The sequence below is a fragment of the Bacillus sp. PS237 genome, assembly GCF_037963345.1.
GTDB lineage: Bacteria > Bacillota > Bacilli > Bacillales > Bacillaceae > Bacillus > Bacillus subtilis.
In genome coordinates this window covers 478526-497354 of record NZ_CP150156.1, presented here as the reverse complement: position 1 = coordinate 497354, position 18829 = coordinate 478526, and the positions used below count along the sequence as shown (strand labels likewise).

The 18829-nt window shown below is 45.8% G+C and carries 18 protein-coding genes, 1 pseudogene and 1 riboswitch; of the genes and pseudogenes, 7 read left to right on the top strand and 12 right to left on the bottom strand.

Annotation, left to right across the window (positions count from 1 at the left end):
- Window positions 1-59 precede the first annotated feature (59 nt).
- A complete protein-coding gene (dctB, locus tag NST22_RS02520) occupies window positions 60-1112 on the top strand; it encodes a C4-dicarboxylate TRAP transporter substrate-binding protein DctB (RefSeq protein ID WP_003234350.1) in 1053 nt (350 codons plus the stop codon).
- Between the two features lie 84 nt (window positions 1113-1196).
- Window positions 1197-2018 (top strand): manganese catalase family protein, encoded by an 822-nt coding sequence (locus NST22_RS02515; protein ID WP_003234352.1) that lies wholly within the window; start codon window positions 1197-1199, stop codon window positions 2016-2018.
- Window positions 2019-2054: 36 nt separating this feature from the next.
- Here NST22_RS02515 and NST22_RS02510 read toward each other — a convergent pair whose 3' ends face one another.
- From NST22_RS02510 to NST22_RS02495, 4 genes are all read right to left on the bottom strand, one after another.
- On the bottom strand, window positions 2055-2414 hold the full coding sequence (locus NST22_RS02510) for a YdbC family protein (protein ID WP_003246730.1): 360 nt from the start codon (window positions 2412-2414) through the stop codon (window positions 2055-2057).
- A complete protein-coding gene (locus NST22_RS02505; RefSeq protein WP_003246564.1) occupies window positions 2408-2749 on the bottom strand; it encodes a cupin domain-containing protein in 342 nt (113 codons plus the stop codon). Before NST22_RS02505 ends, NST22_RS02510 begins: the two co-directional genes overlap by 7 nt.
- Before the next feature lie 131 nt (window positions 2750-2880).
- Complete coding sequence (gsiB, locus tag NST22_RS02500; protein ID WP_003246542.1) at window positions 2881-3252, bottom strand: glucose starvation-inducible protein GsiB; 372 nt, start codon at window positions 3250-3252, stop codon at window positions 2881-2883.
- Between the two features lie 128 nt (window positions 3253-3380).
- The gene (locus tag NST22_RS02495) at window positions 3381-4199 is read right to left on the bottom strand and encodes an EcsC family protein (protein ID WP_003246628.1); all 819 of its coding nucleotides are present in this window, start codon (window positions 4197-4199) and stop codon (window positions 3381-3383) included.
- Between the two features lie 117 nt (window positions 4200-4316).
- On the opposite strand from NST22_RS02495, the gene NST22_RS02490 reads away from it, so the two are divergent.
- The 5 genes and pseudogenes from NST22_RS02490 to NST22_RS02470 all read left to right on the top strand — a co-directional run bounded on the left by NST22_RS02490 (window position 4317) and on the right by NST22_RS02470 (window position 7213).
- Entirely contained in the window at window positions 4317-4769 is a 453-nt protein-coding gene (locus NST22_RS02490) for a DUF2188 domain-containing protein (protein ID WP_003246574.1), read from the top strand.
- Window positions 4770-4846: 77 nt separating this feature from the next.
- A complete protein-coding gene (locus tag NST22_RS02485; RefSeq protein ID WP_003246519.1) occupies window positions 4847-5104 on the top strand; it encodes a GlsB/YeaQ/YmgE family stress response membrane protein in 258 nt (85 codons plus the stop codon).
- A 229-nt stretch (window positions 5105-5333) separates the two neighbouring features.
- Entirely contained in the window at window positions 5334-6611 is a 1278-nt protein-coding gene (locus tag NST22_RS02480; RefSeq protein WP_003234364.1) for an Nramp family divalent metal transporter, read from the top strand.
- A 103-nt stretch (window positions 6612-6714) separates the two neighbouring features.
- Window positions 6715-6981: a hypothetical protein gene (locus NST22_RS02475; protein ID WP_009966591.1), complete on the top strand. Its 267-nt coding sequence runs from the start codon at window positions 6715-6717 to the stop codon at window positions 6979-6981.
- A gap of 27 nt (window positions 6982-7008) precedes the next feature.
- Window positions 7009-7213: pseudogene (locus NST22_RS02470) on the top strand (hypothetical protein).
- On the opposite strand, the gene NST22_RS02465 reads toward NST22_RS02470, so the two are convergent.
- The 8 genes from NST22_RS02465 to NST22_RS02430 form a co-directional block, all read right to left on the bottom strand.
- Entirely contained in the window at window positions 7205-8929 is a 1725-nt protein-coding gene (locus tag NST22_RS02465; RefSeq protein ID WP_003246569.1) for a pyruvate oxidase, read from the bottom strand. The pseudogene NST22_RS02470 and the gene NST22_RS02465 overlap by 9 nt on opposite strands.
- 66 nt (window positions 8930-8995) lie before the next feature.
- Entirely contained in the window at window positions 8996-9445 is a 450-nt protein-coding gene (mutT, locus tag NST22_RS02460) for an 8-oxo-dGTP diphosphatase MutT (protein ID WP_003246544.1), read from the bottom strand.
- A 58-nt stretch (window positions 9446-9503) separates the two neighbouring features.
- Window positions 9504-11327, bottom strand: coding sequence for a potassium transporter KimA (gene kimA / locus NST22_RS02455; protein ID WP_003246693.1), 1824 nt, complete (start codon window positions 11325-11327; stop codon window positions 9504-9506).
- Between the two features lie 196 nt (window positions 11328-11523).
- Window positions 11524-11667, bottom strand: a riboswitch (cyclic di-AMP (ydaO/yuaA leader).
- Between the two features lie 135 nt (window positions 11668-11802).
- A complete protein-coding gene (locus tag NST22_RS02450) occupies window positions 11803-13914 on the bottom strand; it encodes a cellulose biosynthesis cyclic di-GMP-binding regulatory protein BcsB (RefSeq protein ID WP_003246598.1) in 2112 nt (703 codons plus the stop codon).
- A gap of 5 nt (window positions 13915-13919) precedes the next feature.
- Window positions 13920-15182 carry a glycosyltransferase family 2 protein gene (locus tag NST22_RS02445; RefSeq protein ID WP_003246697.1) on the bottom strand — a complete coding sequence of 421 codons (1263 nt, stop codon included), beginning with the start codon at window positions 15180-15182 and terminating at the stop codon, window positions 13920-13922.
- Window positions 15175-16884 carry a DUF2334 domain-containing protein gene (locus tag NST22_RS02440; RefSeq protein ID WP_010886408.1) on the bottom strand — a complete coding sequence of 570 codons (1710 nt, stop codon included), beginning with the start codon at window positions 16882-16884 and terminating at the stop codon, window positions 15175-15177. Before NST22_RS02440 ends, NST22_RS02445 begins: the two co-directional genes overlap by 8 nt.
- Before the next feature lie 10 nt (window positions 16885-16894).
- Window positions 16895-17746 (bottom strand): cyclic-di-GMP receptor EpsK, encoded by an 852-nt coding sequence (gene epsK, locus NST22_RS02435; protein ID WP_003246541.1) that lies wholly within the window; start codon window positions 17744-17746, stop codon window positions 16895-16897.
- Window positions 17727-18815, bottom strand: coding sequence for a lipoprotein (locus NST22_RS02430; RefSeq protein ID WP_003246551.1), 1089 nt, complete (start codon window positions 18813-18815; stop codon window positions 17727-17729). Before NST22_RS02430 ends, epsK begins: the two co-directional genes overlap by 20 nt.
- Window positions 18816-18829: the final 14 nt, after the last annotated feature.

The window sequence follows — 18829 nt, the reverse complement described above, 5'->3', positions numbered from 1 at the left end:
TTTCAGGTCTTTACGAATGTCATAGCCCCCATTATCCTTAACATAGGGGAGGGCTTTTCATGAAGAGTTTGCTTGCATGTCTCGCACTGATGATCGCTGGAATTGCAACCGCTTTATTTATCGGATTCCATGATCATACCGGCAATAAAAAGATTGTTTATGATGACGACCAGGAAGGCCTGCAGGATCAAATCGTGTTTAAATTCAGCCACGTGGTTGCTGAAAATACGCCAAAAGGGCTGGCCGCCAATAAATTCGCTGATCTGGTGAACGAAAAATCAGGCGGAAAAATAAAAATAGAAGTATTTCCGAATGGAAGCCTGTACTCGGACATTGAAGAAATTGAAGCATTGCAAAACGGCGATGTTCAATTTATCGCCCCCTCCACATCGAAGCTCGGCATGCTCTCGCCTGAATGGGGAGTGCTGGATCTGCCGTATGCATTTACAGATTACAACGCCGTCAAAAAAGGGCTGAACGGAAGCATCGGCACACAGCTGTTTGATTCTCTAAAGAAAAACCAATTGAAAGGATTGGCCTATTGGACGAACGGCTTTAAGCAAATCACAACAAATCAAGGGCCGGTCAAAACACCGGATGACTTAAAAGGGCAGGATCTGCGCATTATGCAAAGCGATGTGATTGAGGATCAGTTCAAGCTGCTTGGCGCAACACCTCATCAGGAATCCTTCAATTCTACCTTTCAGCTGTTAGAAAACAATGTAGTCGATGGCGAAGAAAATACAATTTCAAACATCTATTCTAAAAAATTTTATAATGTTCAGGACTATTTGACAATAAGCAGCCACGGTTATCTCGGCTACGCTGTCATGACTGATGAACACTTCTGGAAGGCGCAAACACCAGAAACAAGACGCATTTTGACTGAAGCGATGAAGGAGACAACGGAGTGGAATGAAACGTATGCCGAACAAATGAACAAGGAGCAGCTGGAAGAAATCAAAAAGAATTCTGCTATACATATTTATGAGCTGTCAGATAAAGAGAAACAAGAATGGATGAAGCGTCTTGACCCTGTTTACCGGCAGTATGAGCCCATCTTTGGCCGGGAGCTGATCCGGGAACTGTTGGAGCTGCGAAAAGATTCATAGTTCCCATCTCGATACGCTGTTTTTCGTTTATCTTTCTATCGATCGGAAATATAAAAAGAGATAAACGAAAAAGGAGATGGGTACATGTTTAAGCACACAAAAATGCTGCAGCATCCTGCTAAACCAGATCGTCCAGATCCATTATTCGCTAAAAAAATGCAAGAAATTTTAGGCGGGCAATTCGGAGAAATTTCAGTTGCCATGCAGTACTTATTTCAAGGCTGGAACACAAGAGGAAATGAAAAATACAAGGACTTGCTGATGGATACGGCAACTGAGGAGCTCGGGCATGTTGAAATGATCGCAACGATGATTGCCAGACTTCTTGAGGATGCCCCTCTTGATCAGCAGGAAAAAGCTGCTGAAGATCCGGTCATCGGCTCCATCCTAGGCGGCATGAACCCTCACCATGCGATTGTATCAGGACTTGGCGCCATGCCGGAAAGCAGTACAGGCGTACCTTGGAGCGGCGGTTATATCGTAGCAAGCGGAAACCTGCTGGCAGACTTCCGCGCCAACCTGAATGCGGAATCTCAGGGCCGTCTGCAGGTCGCACGCCTGTTTGAAATGACGGATGACAAAGGCGTCAAAGATATGCTCAGCTTCCTGCTGGCGCGTGACACGATGCACCAGAACCAATGGCTCGCCGCCATTAAAGAATTAGAAGCACAGGAAGGTCCGGTTGTGCCGGGTACATTCCCGAAAGCGCTCGAAAAACAAGAGTTCTCACATCAGCTTATCAATTTCTCTGAAGGCGAAGTAAGCGCCGAGCAAAACTGGCTGAATGAAAAAGCGCCGGACGGAGAAGCCTTTGAATATGTGAAAGAAGCAAAAACGTTTGGAGAAAAACCGGAGTTAAAACCAGCACCGCCTTTTGTTCATAATACACTTCCGGGACGCGAGTAAAGAGACAAGCCCAAAACATGATGTTTTGGGCTTTGATTATGCCTTCAGAACCGTCCAGTTTGGTTCGTACCGGATATCGGGGTTATGTAACAGATCGTGAACGAACGGTTTATCCTCTTCGTACACCGTCACCTCTATCGAAAGAATTACAGCCTTCTGATCGTTTTCCTCGTATATGCTGTCATGTTCGTTCTCCATAAAATGATCATAGGCTTCTCTGTTTTCCCATACACTGATGATTTCTGCGGTGAGCGGCTCGTCTATCGTTTTTCGCCAGCCGCCGGCCTGTTTGATAAAGCCGCTTATATGCGATAACGCTTCCCACTGTGACTGCGCTTTTGCAAATGCTTCAGCGTTTGCAGCATCTACTTCACATATCATCTTTTTGATTAGCATGGCTGCTCCTCTATGATGACGGTTTCGGCTTGTTTATGCTCCACACAGAGATTTACCGTTCTGACGTAAGAGCGTGTGCGGTGAACCGTGCCTTTAGGGATCAGCAGGCTGTCATTTGCTTTGAGCACCGCGGTTTCTTTGTCCTTAAAATCGATCAGCAGCTCCCCTTCAAGAACAATAAACAATTCGTCTGAGTCAGGGTGATGGTGCCAGTCATATTCTCCCGTAAACACCGCAAGGCGCACGCAGTGGTCGTTGACCTCTGAGATTGAAAAATTGGCGTGCTTTTCTTTGACTTCATTTGCGATGGCGAGCAAGTTTTGCATCTTGGACATTAGCGAAAACCCCTTTTTCACTTATTGTATCTCAATAGCGGCATAAATTGAGAAGATTCCAAAAAAAAGCGATCCAGCTGATGTGCCGGATCGCTTTTTTATTTACAGGTTGTCTGCCTTTATGCTTTTGATTAGTCGTTGTTGCGGGCGTTTCCGCCTTTTGAGCCAATTTCTTGGTAGAATTCTTTATCATGATTTTTGCTTGTTGCCTCTCCGCCTTTTCGGCCGATTTCTTGATAGAATTCTTTGTCATGATTTTCGCTAGTGGCTTCTCCGCCTTTTTCACCGATTTCTTGATAGAACTCTTTGTCATGGTTCTTGCTAGTGGCTTCTCCGCCTTTTTCGCCGATTTCCTGATAGAATTCTTTGTCATGGTTTTTGCTAGTGGCTTCTCCGCCTTTTTGACCAATCTCTTGATAGAATTCTTTGTCATGGTTCTTGCTTGTTGTTTCTCCGCCTTTTCTACCTGCTTCTTCTCTGCTCATTTTGTTATTGTCTGCCATTTTGAATTCCTCCTTTAATTGGTGTTGGTTGTTGTATTCCCGCTCACAATTCTTTTAAACAAACAAAACACATTGGGTATGTTTCCACTAAAAAAAGCAGGCGGATCGCGGTGTCCGTCTGCTTTCTGCTATTCCATCTCTCGTTCTGTTTCTTTCAGTCGTTCAAGAATGCGCCTCTTTTTGTACAGCATCATGCCTGTCTCGGTAATGTCGTTTAATGTTGAGCGATTGGCAGCGGCGCCAAAAACCATTCCGGCAACCGGCACTATCTGGAAAAGTTTTTTCCAGCCAAACGTGTCTCGATAGCCCAAAACGACTTCTCGCCAGCCTTGGATTTGAGAAGCGACATTCTTATATGTACGGTCTTGATCGTAGTGTTTTAATTCCTGCAAAATCGATCTTTTGCCGACAACATCAGCCGACGTAAGCTGCAGGCATTTCACAATGAAGACTCGTTCTTTTTTCTCCTTTGGGTCATAGCCGTATGCGACTGCGATATCCTGTAATGTTTTTAGTGATAAGCCAAGCACTGCCGGAATGTCTGCCGCCAGCGTAAACACGCCGCCCACACCGGTTGTCGCGCCTTGAACGGTTGCTGCGTTGGTTCTGTTTTTGCCCATTCCTTCCGCAATTTCATCCATGACAGGAAGAGGCGCTTTCCGGATGTCCTCCAGCGATTCAAAGATCTCCTCCGGCAGTTTCTTTTGAAACATCCTGATAATCTGTTTTTCAGATGTCAGGTACTGTCCGCCTGTTTGAACAAAGCTGCCGACCTCATCCAAGAGCTTGCCGATCTTTTTCTGGATGAATTCTGGTGTCAGCTTGTCCAGGAGTTGAAACGGGAGACGGCTGAGCTTTTCCCAAAACCAGACTTTTTGCTGATCTTTTTCCCATTTCTCTATCTCTTTTAATTGCTGATGTAAGTCTTCTTTTCGTTCTGTTGGCACCCAACCCGCACTTCCCTTCCGTTTTTTCTACTATATAGTATACCTTCATTTTTTCGGATGCGTTTTTATTTTTCACCTGCGGGTACCATTTTTATAAAAGGAAAAGGAGTGATAGACATGCCTTGGTCGATGAAGGATTATCCTGCTTCATTAAAAAATCTTGAGAAGCCGGTGAGAAAAAAGGCGATAGACATTGCGAATGCGATGATTGATGAAGGCTATGAGGAAGGGCGCGCGATTCCAATTGCGACAAGCAAAGCGAAGGAATGGGCGGAAAACGCCTCTACAGATGAAATTGATGATTTCCTGACGCATGATGATGAGACAGAACGCGATGCTGATCCAAGCAGCGGCAGCGGCCCCGAGCTCATGAATAAAGCAGAGCATGTTATTAAGCATAAAAAAGGCTGGGCAGTCAAAGCCGAGGGCGCCAAACGTGTGTCTGAAATCAAGGATACAAAGAAAGAAGCGATTGAACGGGCAAAGGAAATCGCGGCGCATAAAGGCACTGAGGTCATTGTTCATTTAGCTGACGGCAGTGTGCAGAGAAAGATTAAAACAGGATCATAAAGGAATATGCTTTCAAGTGTTTCGAAATGATCAGGAGCGGTTATTGATTGGTAAATCATTTATGAGAGGTGATCATGATGCTTAGCTTTTTGGTTTCATTAGTTGTTGCAATTGTTATCGGATTAATTGGGAGCGCCATTGTAGGAAACCGGCTGCCGGGAGGAATTTTCGGCTCTATGATTGCCGGGCTGATCGGCGCTTGGATTGGGCACGGACTTCTTGGCACATGGGGACCGAGCCTCGCCGGCTTTGCTATTTTCCCGGCCATCATCGGGGCAGCCATCTTCGTGTTCTTGCTGGGCCTTATATTCCGCGGGCTGCGGAAGGAAGCCTAGACTCATTAGATACAGGAGGCATCGTTTCGAAATGAAACGATGTCTTTTTATATGGGACCTTATCACGAATCCCTACATATCATGTTACATAACAGGGAAAAATTCAGAAGTGTATTTTGAACATTTTCGGTTGACAAGAAACCGGGATGGTCATATGATGTAGATAAAATAATTTGCCTTAAGGAAACTCTTTGTTGTACGGCAAAAACAAACAGAATTCAGGTGAGACATGATGAACAAGGACATCACAGCACAATCTCCCCGTTCCAAAGCCGTCCAAGATGCGCTTGACGGGAAAATCAGAGGATTCAGAGGGCTGCTCCCTTTTCTCGGCCCTGCATTTATAGCAGCCATTGCCTATATTGATCCCGGCAACTTCGCAACGAATATTTCGGCGGGTTCTAAATACGGATATATGCTCTTATGGGTGATCTTATTTTCCAATATCATGGCGCTTTTAATTCAATCCCTATCCGCCAAACTCGGTATTGCGACAGGCAAAAATCTGCCTGAGGTTGCCCGTGAAGAATTCCCGAAGCCTGTCTCGATCGGATTATGGATTCAGGGCGAGTTGGTCATTATCGCAACTGATCTGGCGGAATTTATCGGAGCGGCTCTGGGACTGTATTTGCTGTTCGGCATTCCGATGCTTGAAGCGTCTATTATTGCGGCGATCGGTTCTTTCGCGATATTGGAGCTTCAGCGCCGTGGTTATCGCTCACTTGAAGCAGGTATTGCCGGTATGCTGTTTGTGGTCGTGATCGCCTTTGCGTTGCAGACCTTTTTCGCAAAGCCTGATGCCGTGTCAGTGATGAAGGGCCTTTTTGTCCCGGCGTTTCATGGCACCGACAGTGTGCTTCTTGCAGCGGGTATTCTTGGCGCAACTGTTATGCCGCACGCCATTTATTTACACTCTGCCCTTACACAGCGGCGGGTGGTTGGCAAAACTGATGCAGAACGGAAAAAAATCTTTAGGTTTGAATTTATTGATATTTTAATAGCGATGCTGATTGCAGGGGCTATTAATGCAAGTATGCTGATTGTGGCTGCCGCATTATTCTTCAAAAACGGCCTGTTTGTTGAGGATCTCGACGTCGCATTTCAGCAATTCGGACATCTTGTCAGCCCTATGTCTGCGGCTTTGTTCGGGATCGGGCTGCTCGTTGCCGGTCTATCCAGTTCGTCTGTCGGCACACTTTCAGGCGACGTGATTATGCAAGGATTTATCAACTACCGCATTCCGCTGTATGTACGGCGTTTTATCACGATCATTCCGCCGATCTTGATCATCGCGTCAGGTGTTAATCCGACGACCGCTCTCGTACTGAGCCAGGTCGTGCTGTCCTTCGGGATCGCCTTTGCCCTCATTCCGCTTATTATGTTTACAAGCAATAAACGGATCATGGGATCTCTGATCAACGCCAAATGGATCACAGTGGTGTCTTGGCTGATTGCTGTATTGATCGTTGCTTTGAATGTGTTTTTAATTGTAGATACGTTTCGATAAAAAAACCGGCTTCTAAAGCCGGTTTTTATTTTTCCGCAAAAGCTCATTGATACCCTTTTTGACAGAAATTTGTTATGATAGAAGAAAAATCGGAGTTTTGATGATGTCAGTATTTATTCTGTTTTATTTGTGGATTGTTCCTATTGTTATCGGCATTTTATGTTCTGTTGCTGCCCATAAATCCAAGGGAAAAATGAGAGTCGCGCCCGGCATTGCCATGATCGTGCTCAGTATCATTTCCCTAATCACGGCGTTTACGGCCGGACACACAAATTTCCACGTGTTTATCGGCGGCATGTTTTTATTCGGCACCTTCTTGGTCGGTTCTGCTTTTCCTTTCTTCTTCGGGCTGAAGAAAAAAGAAAAATAACCTATTATGAGAAGAGTTCTGTAAGATTTGATAAGAATAAGCATGCAAGGACAAATGCATCTTCCTTTGAAACAAGATGCATTTGTCCTTTTGTCTGTTTCGAGTATGGCGAAATCAGTTCCTAATACATATACCGATCATTTTATGAATTCAAACATGCTGAAAATACATTTGTTTCCAAAAAAAAAAAAAAAAAACAAGGGCTCTTAGGGCCCCTGTTTTTTTAAAATAACCGTTTCAAACTTTTCTTCAGTGACGGCATTTCAAATTTTTGGTTTTCGAAGAAGTTTTTCAGCATGTACTTGCTAAAGCCTTTCGCCTGCCCGTAGGTGATTTTGCCAGGAAGCGGCGGTTCGTTTCCAATCATGACATCCACTACGACCGGTTGGTCAGAGTGCAGCGCCTCATGAAAAGCCGGCGCAAGCTCTTCCGCTTTGGTCACTTTGATGCCCTTTGCTCCGCAGCTTTCTGCAAATGCGGCATAGTCGACATTTTGAAGTTTTGTGACATAGTCGATATTGCCTTTGACCTGCTGCTCGTACTCAATCATGCCGAGATTTTCGTTGTTTAAAATAACGACTGTGATCGGGAGCTTATATTTAACGGCGGTCGGAAGGTCCTGCATGACCATGGAAAATCCCCCGTCACCGCAGACGGCGATCGCCTGGCGTTCCGGTTCGGACAAGCTCGCTGCAATCGCTCCCGGCAGGCCGCAGCCCATTGTCGCAAGCCAGCTGGAAACGATGAAATCCTGATTCGCGTTCATTTTGAAATGACGCGCCATCCAGACTGTCACAGTGCCGACATCTACAGAGAGCACCGCATCATCGGCTGCCGCTTCCTGAAGACGGGCCACGACCTGCTGAGGTTTAAGCGGTGTTGTTGCCTCTGTCTCATCTTTTTCAATTTCGTTCCACCAATGCTGCATATGTTCTGTGCAGGCATTCAGGAATCTTCTGTCTTCCTTGCGTTCAATATACTCTGTCAATTCGCGCAAACCGAGAGCCGAATCACAGACAAGGCCCGCTGTCACCGGATACCGTTTTCCGATTTTTGCCGGGTCTGAATCGAGCTGTATCGCCGGCGTGTCATCAGGCAAATAATCACGGTACGGGAATGACGTTCCGAGCATGATTAATAAATCACATTCCTCCATTGCCTCGTAAGCCGGCTTTGTTCCGATCTGACCGAGGTTGCCGAGAAAATGTGGGTGCTTATCGGGAACAACACCCTTTGCCGGGAGTGTAACAACGATCGGAGCGGCGGCTTTGTCCGCAAATTCTAAGAGCTCCCGTTTCGCCTTTTTCATTCCCTGCCCTGCCAGGATAATCGGTTTCTTAGCGTTATTAATATATTGGGCGCAGGTGACGAGCTGTTCTTTTTTCGGTTCTAGGTTCCCTTCAATATACACCGGTGAAGTATACACGGGCTCCCGTTTGATTTTCTCCGCAAACAAATCATCTGACACGCTCAATACCGCAACGCCTTTTTTGCTGTAGGCGGTCCTGATCGCCTGATTTAAGAGATCCGGAAGTGATTCCGCGCTATGTACCTCTCTGTTGAACACGGCCACGTCCTCAAACATTTGCTCCAGCTTAATCTCCTGGAAATAGTCCCGTCCGACTTCGCCAGAAGAAACCTGTCCTGCAATCGCCAGCACAGGGGCGCCGTCGGCTTTAGCATCATATAAACCATTTAATAAGTGCACCGCTCCCGGCCCTGCGATTGACAGACAGACTCCGATCTTGCCGGTGAGTTTTGCTTCAGCCGCGGCTGCCAGTGCCGCTACCTCTTCGTGGCGGGTTTGAATGAACTTCAGTTGATTTCTTTCGTGTCTTAATTCTTCGATAAACTCATTTATACTGTCTCCGGGGATGCCGTATACATGATCAACTCCCCATTGCTCAAGCAGCTCTGTCATTGCTTGTCCTGCAGTTTTGTGTGCCATAACGTATCCTCCTTTTTCCTTTTTTCAATACCACAGGAGAAAGGCTTTAAAACCCGGAGACCTGAATCACTTGCCCAGTCTTCTTTTCAACAGGTCGATCGCCGCGAGCAACCCGCTATCCTTGACGGTGACATTTACATCTTGAGCGCCGTTCTTGAAATCATTGATCTGCCTTTTTCGATTCGGCACCATAAAAAGCGGCAAACGCCCCGGGGAAACCCACTTTAATCCCGCTGTCTCTGTGCCGTCAGCCATTGCTTGTCCGCCTGTAATGCTTCCGAAAAACAGATGCTGTTCATCTTGAAACTTTGGCCTTTGGTAAACACCTATTTTCGCAGAAAGCGCTGCATTGTATCCCGTTTCTTCCAATATCTCCCGCACTGCCGCTTCCTCAGCCGATTCCCCGGGATCAACCCTGCCGCCCGGCAAATCCCATAGAGGGACATCTTTTCGTTTCACCAGCAGAATTTGCTGACTTTCGTTCAATACGATCACAAAAGCACCTTGTGTATACACCCCCATACCTCCTTTTCCCGCTAAAAAGGACCAAGGTGATTCCCTTGGTCCTAGAGCTTTACTTTTTAAAATGATACGGCAGTGTGGCAACCATTATGTCCTTTTTCCAGAACAGCCGGACTCTGAGGAGGAAGGCCGATTGGTTGTGAAGGATGGTGTGCCAGCGTTTTTTCGTTATAAATTGCGGAAACAGCACCATAACGGAAAACTGCTCCTTCTTCGCTTTTGCCTCAACTGTTTCCAAAAACTTATCAAACGGATGGACAAGGCTTCTGTAAGAGGAGTGAAGCGTCACGAGACGCACTCCGTTATTAAGCTCTTCCCAACGTTTTTCGAATTTCTTTTCCTGTTCTCTGTCAAATGACACGTGAACGGCGATCACCTGATCGGACAGTGATTTCGCATAGTGAATCGATTTTTGCACGACGGTGGTGACACCGGCCACAGGCACAATCACAACGGTGCCTTTGATTTCTTCCGGCTCTTTGTCTACGATGCGAAGCTGTTCACCAACCGCAGTATAGTGATTTTTAATCGCAAAAAACAGCAAAACGACGATAGGCATAAAGATTAACACAGGCCATACGACATTAAACTTCGTCACAAACAGAATGGATAGAACCATAAATGATATCAGAGCGCCGCAGGAGTTGATCAGCATTTTTCCGATCCAGCCTTTTGGTTTTTGCTTGATCCATTTCATGCACATGCCGGTTTGTGAAAGCGTAAATGGAATAAATACGCCCACAGCATATAACGGGATTAAGTGCTCCGTCTGTCCCCCGAATAAGATAATGAGAACAATGGAGGCAAAGCCTAAAAAGATAATCCCATTTGAGAAGCCTAAGCGGTCGCCCCTGACTGTAAACATTCGCGGCATATACTGGTCTCTCGCCAGGTTGAAGGCAAGCTGCGGGAAGGCTGAGAATCCCGTATTTGCCGCAAGAACCAAAATAAGCGATGTGACACCTTGGATGACATAGTAGAACACATTCCGCCCAAAGGTTTCGGACGCAATTTGTGAAACCACTGTTTCATCAGGTTTCGGCGCCGTACCATACCCGTACGCGAGAACCGTGATGCCGGAAAACAGAATCGCCAGCAAAATCCCCATCATCGCAAGCGTTCTTGCCGCGTTTCGCGCAGGCGGGTTTTTGAATGCAGGAATCGCATTAGAAATGGCCTCAACCCCGGTCAACGCTGAGCATCCGGAGGAAAAAGCCTTAAGCAGCAAAAATAGCGTAATGCCGGCTACAGGTGTGCCGAGCGATGTATGATGGGCTGGCTGGTCTATTTGTCCTGTCATAAGTTTAAACAACCCGACTGCAATGAGAACCAAAAGCGCCACCACAAACAGATAAACCGGGTAGGCAAGTATGGATGCTGATTCCGAAAGCCCGCGCAGGTTCAAAATCATAATCACTAACACGAGAAAAATAGCGATCGGCACATGATAATCATGCAATGCAGGAAAGGCTGACGTGATGGCATCCGTGCCTGCGGAAATACTTACCGCTACTGTTAAAATATAATCAACAAGCAATGAACCGCCCGCAATCAATCCCGGTTTTTCACCGAGATTTTCTTTAGAAACGATATACGCCCCGCCGCCCTGCGGATAAGCGTAAATAATTTGCCTGTATGAAAGAATCAGTGCGAGCAGCAAGATGAGAACGCCAACCGCAATCGGAATGGAGTACCAAAATGCGGCTGCACTGATTGTTGCCAAAATGATTAGAATTTGTTCTGTCCCATATGCGACAGATGACAGCGCATCTGAGGAAAGCATAGCCAAGGCTTTTAATTTCGTCAGTTTTTGCTCTCCAGCTGCTTGGGATTTTAGTGGTTTCCCAATCAAAAAACGTTTGATTGAATGATACATCGATGTCTTCCCCTTTTAATTTCTCATTTTTCAATTAAAACAATAAAACATCCATCAGTGTCTTGCTCTCACATGTTGATGATAGTCCTTTCTGCTATGATGTCTCTGTATGCGATTTGCATTCAAAAATGAACAACAAAAAACACAGAGGCAAACGGATGCCCCTGTGCCATAACATCGAACACAGGTTTCATTCATCTCCTCTCACGAACGCTTACGAGGTTAGCTGACGGATTCGGGCATATGAGAGTTAGCCCTACCTAAAAAGGATTCACCCCAACGGCAAAAAGCCGTTCTATTGGGTCCCCCGCTCTGATTTCAGATTAAGCGATTTGTTTTCTAAAAGAGATCATACTCCCGTTCCCGCACGTTGTAAAGAGGCTTATTGGCTGAGAGAAAAAAATAAAATGACAGGTTCCACAAATGGAATTTACTTACCAAAAATAAAAAAACAGAGGCTAAAATCGCCTCTGTTTTATTCTGTATCTGTCTTTCTTTTTTTGCGTCTTACGGCAATCCAAATGAACACTGCCGCAACCACCATAATGAGTGCCAGCACACCAATATACATCCATTTCTGGCTATGATCCTGTGTTGGTTGTTCTGCATCGGAACTGTTTGTTTCCGATTTGAGCTGCTGGTGGTTTGTAAACACCTGCTGGCTGTTTGTTTCATTAAGGACGGTTGCCGACTCATCGTTGCTGTTCAGATAACTGATGATCTCTTTTGTGACAGCCGTGCCATCTCCTTTTGACGGTGCAAAGACAGCCATTGTATAGCGTGAATCCCAAACCGATGCTTGGGTAAATACCACTTGTTTTGTCGTCTCATTCAGCATCTCGAAACTAGATACATCAAACGAGCCGTTCTTTTCCTGCGGCACAAGCAGATCTGATGATTTCTCCTTCAGAAGAGAAAATTGATTGATCCCTCCTATGAAAATGAGGTTTCGTCCTTTCGCATCATTTGCTGTAACGTCAGATGATTTCTTTACCGTATATGAATGCTGTGCTTCGTTGCCAAAGGATTCTGTTACGAGAGAAAGCTCCTCTAGCTTCGATTGGCTTACGGTGTCAGGAAGCACGATTAACGTTGTTTGATCCTGGTTTCCGGCGTAAGGCAGCGGCCACTCTTGAAAATCCGCTGACGGGGACATGCCTTTGATGGCGTATGATAATGTACTGTTTTTATCGATAAAAACCCACTTTTCTTCATCAGTGGTGTTACAAGGGTTGTTTTCCTTTAAACCGGTCGTGACGAACTGAATATCAATGTAGCGGTTTTTTTGCAGCAGCTTAGGGTCCACTTTCACTGTGACATGATAGAATCCGTTTTTATCTTCTTTTCCTAATTCATCAAGCCGGACCGAGTGCGGCTGGCCGTTGATCATCACTTTCAGTTCTGCAGCCTGAGAGGCTGACTCGTTTTCAGCCGTTGAGGCTTGAATCGTTTCAGACTTTTTCAGTTTAAGCGACAGCTTCGCCGATTGGTTTTCATCTAAAACAGCCGAAGCCGGATAAAAATAATGTGCTGAAGATGTTTTGTCGGCTCCAATTGTGATATCACCCGCTCCAAAATTCTCAAGGGTCAGCTTATCGCTTTCTTTTTTTTCAGTCTGCTGAAGCTTGCTGATTGAAAGTGTATCGCCGCTGAGCTGGCCTGTATATGTCTGATCTGTCATCACGCTGATTTTTTTTGTGAGCGCGTCCTCGGACGCCGCTTGCGCAAACAGAACCGGCTGCTGTTTGCCCTCTGCTTTCAGCACCCGCTCCGCAAGCAGAAGGTTTTCTCCTTTTGCCTGTAGCCCGGCTTGTTTCAACAGTTTTTTCACTTTGCCGTTCCAATGCTTGTCCACGCCGATAACAATCGTCGGCTTATCGATTTTTTTCAGTTCAGATTCCGTGACATACGCAATACTGACACTGCTGTCCACCGTTTTCAAATAGCCTTCTGTTTTAACAGCAGCTTCTATTTCTGCTGAACTTGGGTTATCCGGAATGACGATAGCTGTTTCTTCCGCTGTATTTCCAGATTGGGCGAAAGGATACGGATAATGGTCCAGCGACGTTCCCTTCGCTTCACTGCTGTCAGCAAGTGTCAGCCGGCTGTCCGGATAAATTTTGATCCAGTTGCCTGATGTATCCTGTCTGACGCACACGCCCTCTTTCATTACGCCGTAGAATTTCAGCGATACGTTGTGATAGCCTTGCGCAGACTGGCTTTTATTCAGATTCAGCTTCACTGTTTTCCGTTTGGAATCACCATCAAGCTTTAACGTCTTGACCGGTTCATCATCAATGACAACCGTTAACGATGATGGAGAAATTAAAAGATTTGATGCCTCGTATTCGATTACCAATTGCTGATTGCCCGAAGAGGCGCCTGCCGGGATCTGATACGTCAGCTCTGCGCTGTCTTTTGATCCATACAGTGTAATCAGCTCGCTTGTCAGCACCTGCTGTTTGGCTTGTTCTTGGCTGCTTTTCCCAAGGAGCGAACCGCTGACCTGTACGTCTTTGGCAAGAGCCGTTTGTCCAGTCATCGCCAGCAGCATGAAGCTTGTGAGAAAAATCATTATTTGTTTCAAAAAGGTCACCCGCTTTTATGTTGATTGTATCGTTCTGTCTTGTACCATTTGACCTCTTGCTTGAATAAACGGTGCTTGATTTCTACGAATAAAGAGTAGATAACAAGCACAATCCATGCCTGCGAGTATGTGAAGTACATGAGAAATACGATAAAAAAGTTTTGCTTGTTCATTTCTGTTTTTTCAATGCTCAACGTAATCATGACCTCTGTCATAAATAAGAAAAACGCCAAAATCCAGAGAATCATTGCCAAAAATCCAACAGACAAATGCAAATCATAAAACAAATTCACTACAAAAATCGCATTTGACATGATCACGCCAAAGAAAAACAGGAAGTACGTAAAGAAAAAATAAAACAAATCAAAGATAATCCGTTTTCGTTTCAGCTTAAAAAACTGCGCCAAAAATTTGAGCACGACATATTGATTGCCGCGCGCCCATCGGGTGCGCTGGCGCCACCATACCTTCCATGTTTCCGGTTCCTGCTCCCACGTGATGGCGGCAGGGAAAAAGCGGATGTGATAGCCGAGATTATATACCCGGATGGTCAGCTCAGTATCCTCAGCGAGCGCTTTGTCATCCCAGCCTCCGAGCTTTTCGATAATGCTTCTGCGGATCGCGAAGTTGGTGCCTGGGATCGTGGCGATTTTGAACCACTTCCATCTGCCTCCCTGGGCCATCCACTGAAAACAGATCGTTTCGATATTAATAAACCTCGTCAGCAGCGTCTTTGCCGCATTGATGACGCGGAATTTCCCTACCACGGCGCCTGCCTTTTCGTCATTCATCAGGCCGAGCACGAGGTAATACACGGCCATTTTCTCAGGCGTGTTGTCGGCGTCATACACACAGATCACATCGCCGTTCGATTCGGCAAAACCCGAGTTAAGTGCAGAGGATTTTCCTTTTCCTGCATTTGGCGGCTTCGTAATCACCATTTTGATGAAATCGTATTTCTCGGAAAATTCATTGACGATATCACCCGTCCGGTCTGATGAATTATCATTAACGACGATAATCTCCAGCCGGTCCTTCGGATAATAAAGGTTGACCATGGCCTTCAGCGTCTGCCGAATCACAACCTCTTCGTTATGCGCCGGGATGAGGACGCTGACCTTCGGCAGTTCCTTCATATTTTCTCTCCACTTCGGGATATTCCGTTCGAAGGTCATATAGTGGCGAAACCCGCCCTGCATGAGGAACATGTGGTAGAGAAGCATAACCCATATTAAACTTAGCGAGATAAAGAACAGCGTATTACCCAAGGCTTCTTCTCTCCTTAAAAATTCGTTTTTTCAATGTGGCTCTCAAGTAAAACGTATAACTGACAAACATGATGACAAATAAGAGCACAACAGCGGAGAGAATCCATAACGCCTTTTCCAGAGGGGTTTGCCGGTGATGATCGAAAAACTCGTAAATGGGGCTTACGCCGTTTTTCACCTGAATCGTTCCGTCACCGCTTGTATGAATTTCCACTTTGTCTGTTTTGACGGTTTGTTTCGTTTTCTTTAAATCAAGCCATTCACTGTCTGGAATGCGTTCCATCTGATCAACCAGCTCAGGCAGATATTTCATCCCAAGGTACGGGTGATAAAATCCTCCGGCTACTCCGCCTTCAAAATCAATCATCTGGGAGATATGCTCCTCCATCTCACCGAGCGGGTTTTGCTTCGATGTGTCGACAAAGCCGATCGTTTCCGGATAAAGCGTCATTCCGTGCAGCATCGAAGGAGCAGTCACAAACGGAGGTGCACCGGATGTTTTCCATGTTGTGCTGCTGAGCTGGACCTGGCCGAAAATGCTTGTAAAATACTGCGAGGCGATTTGATAGCCATATTCGGACATCGTGTAATGCGGCGCTTCAAACGCCAGCGGGTAAAGACCCGATGATGTCAAATCCTCAATGGCACGCGTCAGTTTTTGTTTTGTATACGTTTCTTCCTTTTCCCGAAATGGTTCAAGATAGCTGTGATAGGCTTGTTCGTTCGGGAAGTCCTGTTCTTTCTCCAAAATGGACGGGGGGTCTTCGGCATTTCCGGATGTAATCGGCTGATCCGCCTTTGCATCCCAAAATTCAAATCCCTCTCCTGTTTCACTGTAGCGATAAGCGTGAGTATAGCCGTGAACTATGATACTGCCGCCCATGCTTTGCAGCTTCTTCAGCACCTTGACCATCTTCGGTTGATTAGACAAATACACTTTGTCGCCTGTTTCCGGATTCAAGTAAACCGGAATGACCGCCAGGATAAAAGGAATATGCCGCTTATGCAGGTATGTACCGGCTTGAAGCAGCAGTTTTTCATCAGACATCGGGCTGATATCCTCGAGACGCAAATACAATAACGTCGTCCCCGCCTTCTCTCCGAAAGCTTCTCTGAGCTGTTTCGCCACGATCAAATTGTCATTTAACAAATTTGTTAATCCAATGTACACATTCCCTTTTTTTGTTTTCCATATAAAAGAATGCGTTGTGCCTTCATCCGCTTTGAAGGTGTAAAGCGCCGTTCCTTTCAGGCCTGATACACTCAGCACGTTAAGCCCGCTTTCCAGAGACACATCGGCCTTTTCTGACCTGCTGTGAACCTGAAACACATTTTCTTTGCGGGCTAATGAAAGCCCAGAAAATTGGCTGATTTGGCCTGCGTTATAGCCAATGGCGACAACCGGTTTTTTCACGCCGCTGATAAGAGACAGCAATTTTTGGCTGAGCTTTCTTTTCGTTTGGCCGTAATAAATCACATGGTCTTTCCCTTTGAAATCCGACGCTTCAACGTCTGAATCTTTTTTGACTGTCACATGGGATGTAAAGTGGCCCGCAAGCAAATCGAGCATTTTGACTTGTGACGACTCTTTGCCGTCCAAGGTTGAGTAGATGATGAGAATGCCGGCATCCTGATCTTTCGCTTGCGCAGAAACGGGAAAAGACGCAATAGCTGAAAATAGAAGCATCATGACGCATAGCAATGTGATTCCTTTATAGTTCATTCATCATCATCTCGTTTTCCAGTTCTTCTAAAAATTGATCAGCTGTTTGGATATCGTTGCGGTAGGGCAAATAGCAAACGTGGAACGTAAGCGACACATACTTTCCATTTTCCAGCTGATATGTATCCAATTGTTTCTTCAGCTTAGTCAGAACGGCCGGCATATGTTCAGCAGGCGTGTGCGTCAGCACGATCCCGATACGCTCGTCAGAGGGACGGAATTTCTTATCCGTTTCCCGAACGCTTGTCCTGATTTGCTGACCGACATATTGGAAGAGGCGGTCCGTTTCTTTTTCACCGTACAAAGACTTAAACTCTTTGAAATAATGCATATGGAGCAGCAAAAACACAAAAGAATTGCCGTAGCGCTCCGCCCGCTTGATTTCTTCTGAAAGTTCCAGCTTCATCCTTTGCTTGTTATCAAAACCAGTCACTCTGTCAACAGCAACATAGCTTTTAATTTCGGATTGAAGCCGTGTCATTGAGCGCCGAAGCTCTGCTGTAATATCGTGGATTCTTCCAGAAATAAAAGAAAACAGCAAAAGCGCGATTCCCCACACGACAAGCATTCGCAGCCCTTCCTCAGCCGGAAAGAGCGATGTCTGTCCAGTCTGGAAAAACATCATTAAGGTGCCGAGAACAAAGAGTACGATTAAGGTCACTGCCAGCGCGTAAATCGGGCCGAACCAGATGCCTGCGGCGATGACGCCAAATGTGATGCAAAGGATCAGAGCACCTTCTGATTGCTGGGCTGACACATAATAAATAAACAAAGACAGGGCCGCGATGAGCCCTGAAAAATAAGCAAATAATTTTTGTGATTCACTGAATGATATTTTCATTAAAAAGCTTCCTTTCGGCTAACAGCGGCAGCAGATTGTCAAATGAATGCGTCTGAGTGCCGCTCATATAGCCTCCATAATACGATTTCACCGGATCATGAATTTCAAAGTCATTCATTCTATCATATATGGCTTTGATGACAGAACTGTTTTCATGCTGTTTTGTCAAAAACAATACGGCTAAGGCATATACGGATGGAGACTCATATTGGACGGCAGGCTCCTTCGTATATGCCGAATACCGCCCGTACAGCTTTCCGTTTTTCTGAAATTCCTGCTTGATCCAGTCCGCTAAAACAGATGCTTTTTCATCCCCTTCCGGCAAATGCCAAGCAGCGTAAAGCTGATCAATCAGGTTGATTTCACTATCATATGTGTATTCCTTCGTCTCCGAGCTGTATGTCTTCGGCAGAAAGCCATTTTTTAAAGGAGCTGAATAGAGAACATTGGCATTCCGCTGTTCTGTTTCTTCGTCTATGATTCCATTCTTCTTTAAGACAGCTAAGGCATCAGGCATGACGTATGAAAGCGTCACATCCTTTGAAGCGGCCTGTGAGTCGTAAAAGTCTGTAAAAAACCCGTTGTTCATATTGTATGTCTTCAAAGACGTGCCGATATCCCTAGCCGTTTGCGCGTAGTCGCTGCGGCCCCATTTTGCGGCGGCTTGGTCAAGAGACAGCATAATTCTCATATCATCTATCAGCGCATTCGTCCCGCTCGCTTGGCCATTTTGAATCTTCCACGTCACCAAGTGATTGCTCATCAGAAATGAATCAGTCAGATGCTGATATTGATCCTGGAAATGTGGTGCGTCATTTTTGCTGAGCAGAAACTCCATCCACAGTCCGAGAGATTCCGACAAGTAAGAAGGCTGGTCTGAAAAATCGGTTTTGATCAGCCCTTTGTCATTCATTAAATTGTGATAGATGAAATATTCCGCCGGCTGGAGCGGGCTGGCATTCACTTCTGTCGCCGACTGATTTTGGGTCTTGTTTCCAGCTTCAGCACACCCTGCGGAAAGTCCGATAGATAAGAAGAATAAGATGACAGCAATTAGTACATGCCTCACAGGCAAATCCCCCT

Coding starts and splice junctions, on each gene's coding strand:
- NST22_RS02475 (WP_009966591.1), top strand. CDS start 6,715: ATGTCAGTATTTATTCTGTTTTATTTGTGGATTGTTCCTATTGTTATC.
- epsK (WP_003246541.1), bottom strand. CDS start 17,746: ATGAAAATATCATTCAGTGAATCACAAAAATTATTTGCTTATTTTTCA.
- NST22_RS02515 (WP_003234352.1), top strand. CDS start 1,197: ATGTTTAAGCACACAAAAATGCTGCAGCATCCTGCTAAACCAGATCGT.
- NST22_RS02465 (WP_003246569.1), bottom strand. CDS start 8,929: ATGGCACACAAAACTGCAGGACAAGCAATGACAGAGCTGCTTGAGCAA.
- NST22_RS02480 (WP_003234364.1), top strand. CDS start 5,334: ATGATGAACAAGGACATCACAGCACAATCTCCCCGTTCCAAAGCCGTC.
- kimA (WP_003246693.1), bottom strand. CDS start 11,327: ATGTATCATTCAATCAAACGTTTTTTGATTGGGAAACCACTAAAATCC.
- NST22_RS02490 (WP_003246574.1), top strand. CDS start 4,317: ATGCCTTGGTCGATGAAGGATTATCCTGCTTCATTAAAAAATCTTGAG.
- gsiB (WP_003246542.1), bottom strand. CDS start 3,252: ATGGCAGACAATAACAAAATGAGCAGAGAAGAAGCAGGTAGAAAAGGC.
- dctB (WP_003234350.1), top strand. CDS start 60: ATGAAGAGTTTGCTTGCATGTCTCGCACTGATGATCGCTGGAATTGCA.
- NST22_RS02510 (WP_003246730.1), bottom strand. CDS start 2,414: ATGCTAATCAAAAAGATGATATGTGAAGTAGATGCTGCAAACGCTGAA.
- NST22_RS02505 (WP_003246564.1), bottom strand. CDS start 2,749: ATGTCCAAGATGCAAAACTTGCTCGCCATCGCAAATGAAGTCAAAGAA.
- NST22_RS02485 (WP_003246519.1), top strand. CDS start 4,847: ATGCTTAGCTTTTTGGTTTCATTAGTTGTTGCAATTGTTATCGGATTA.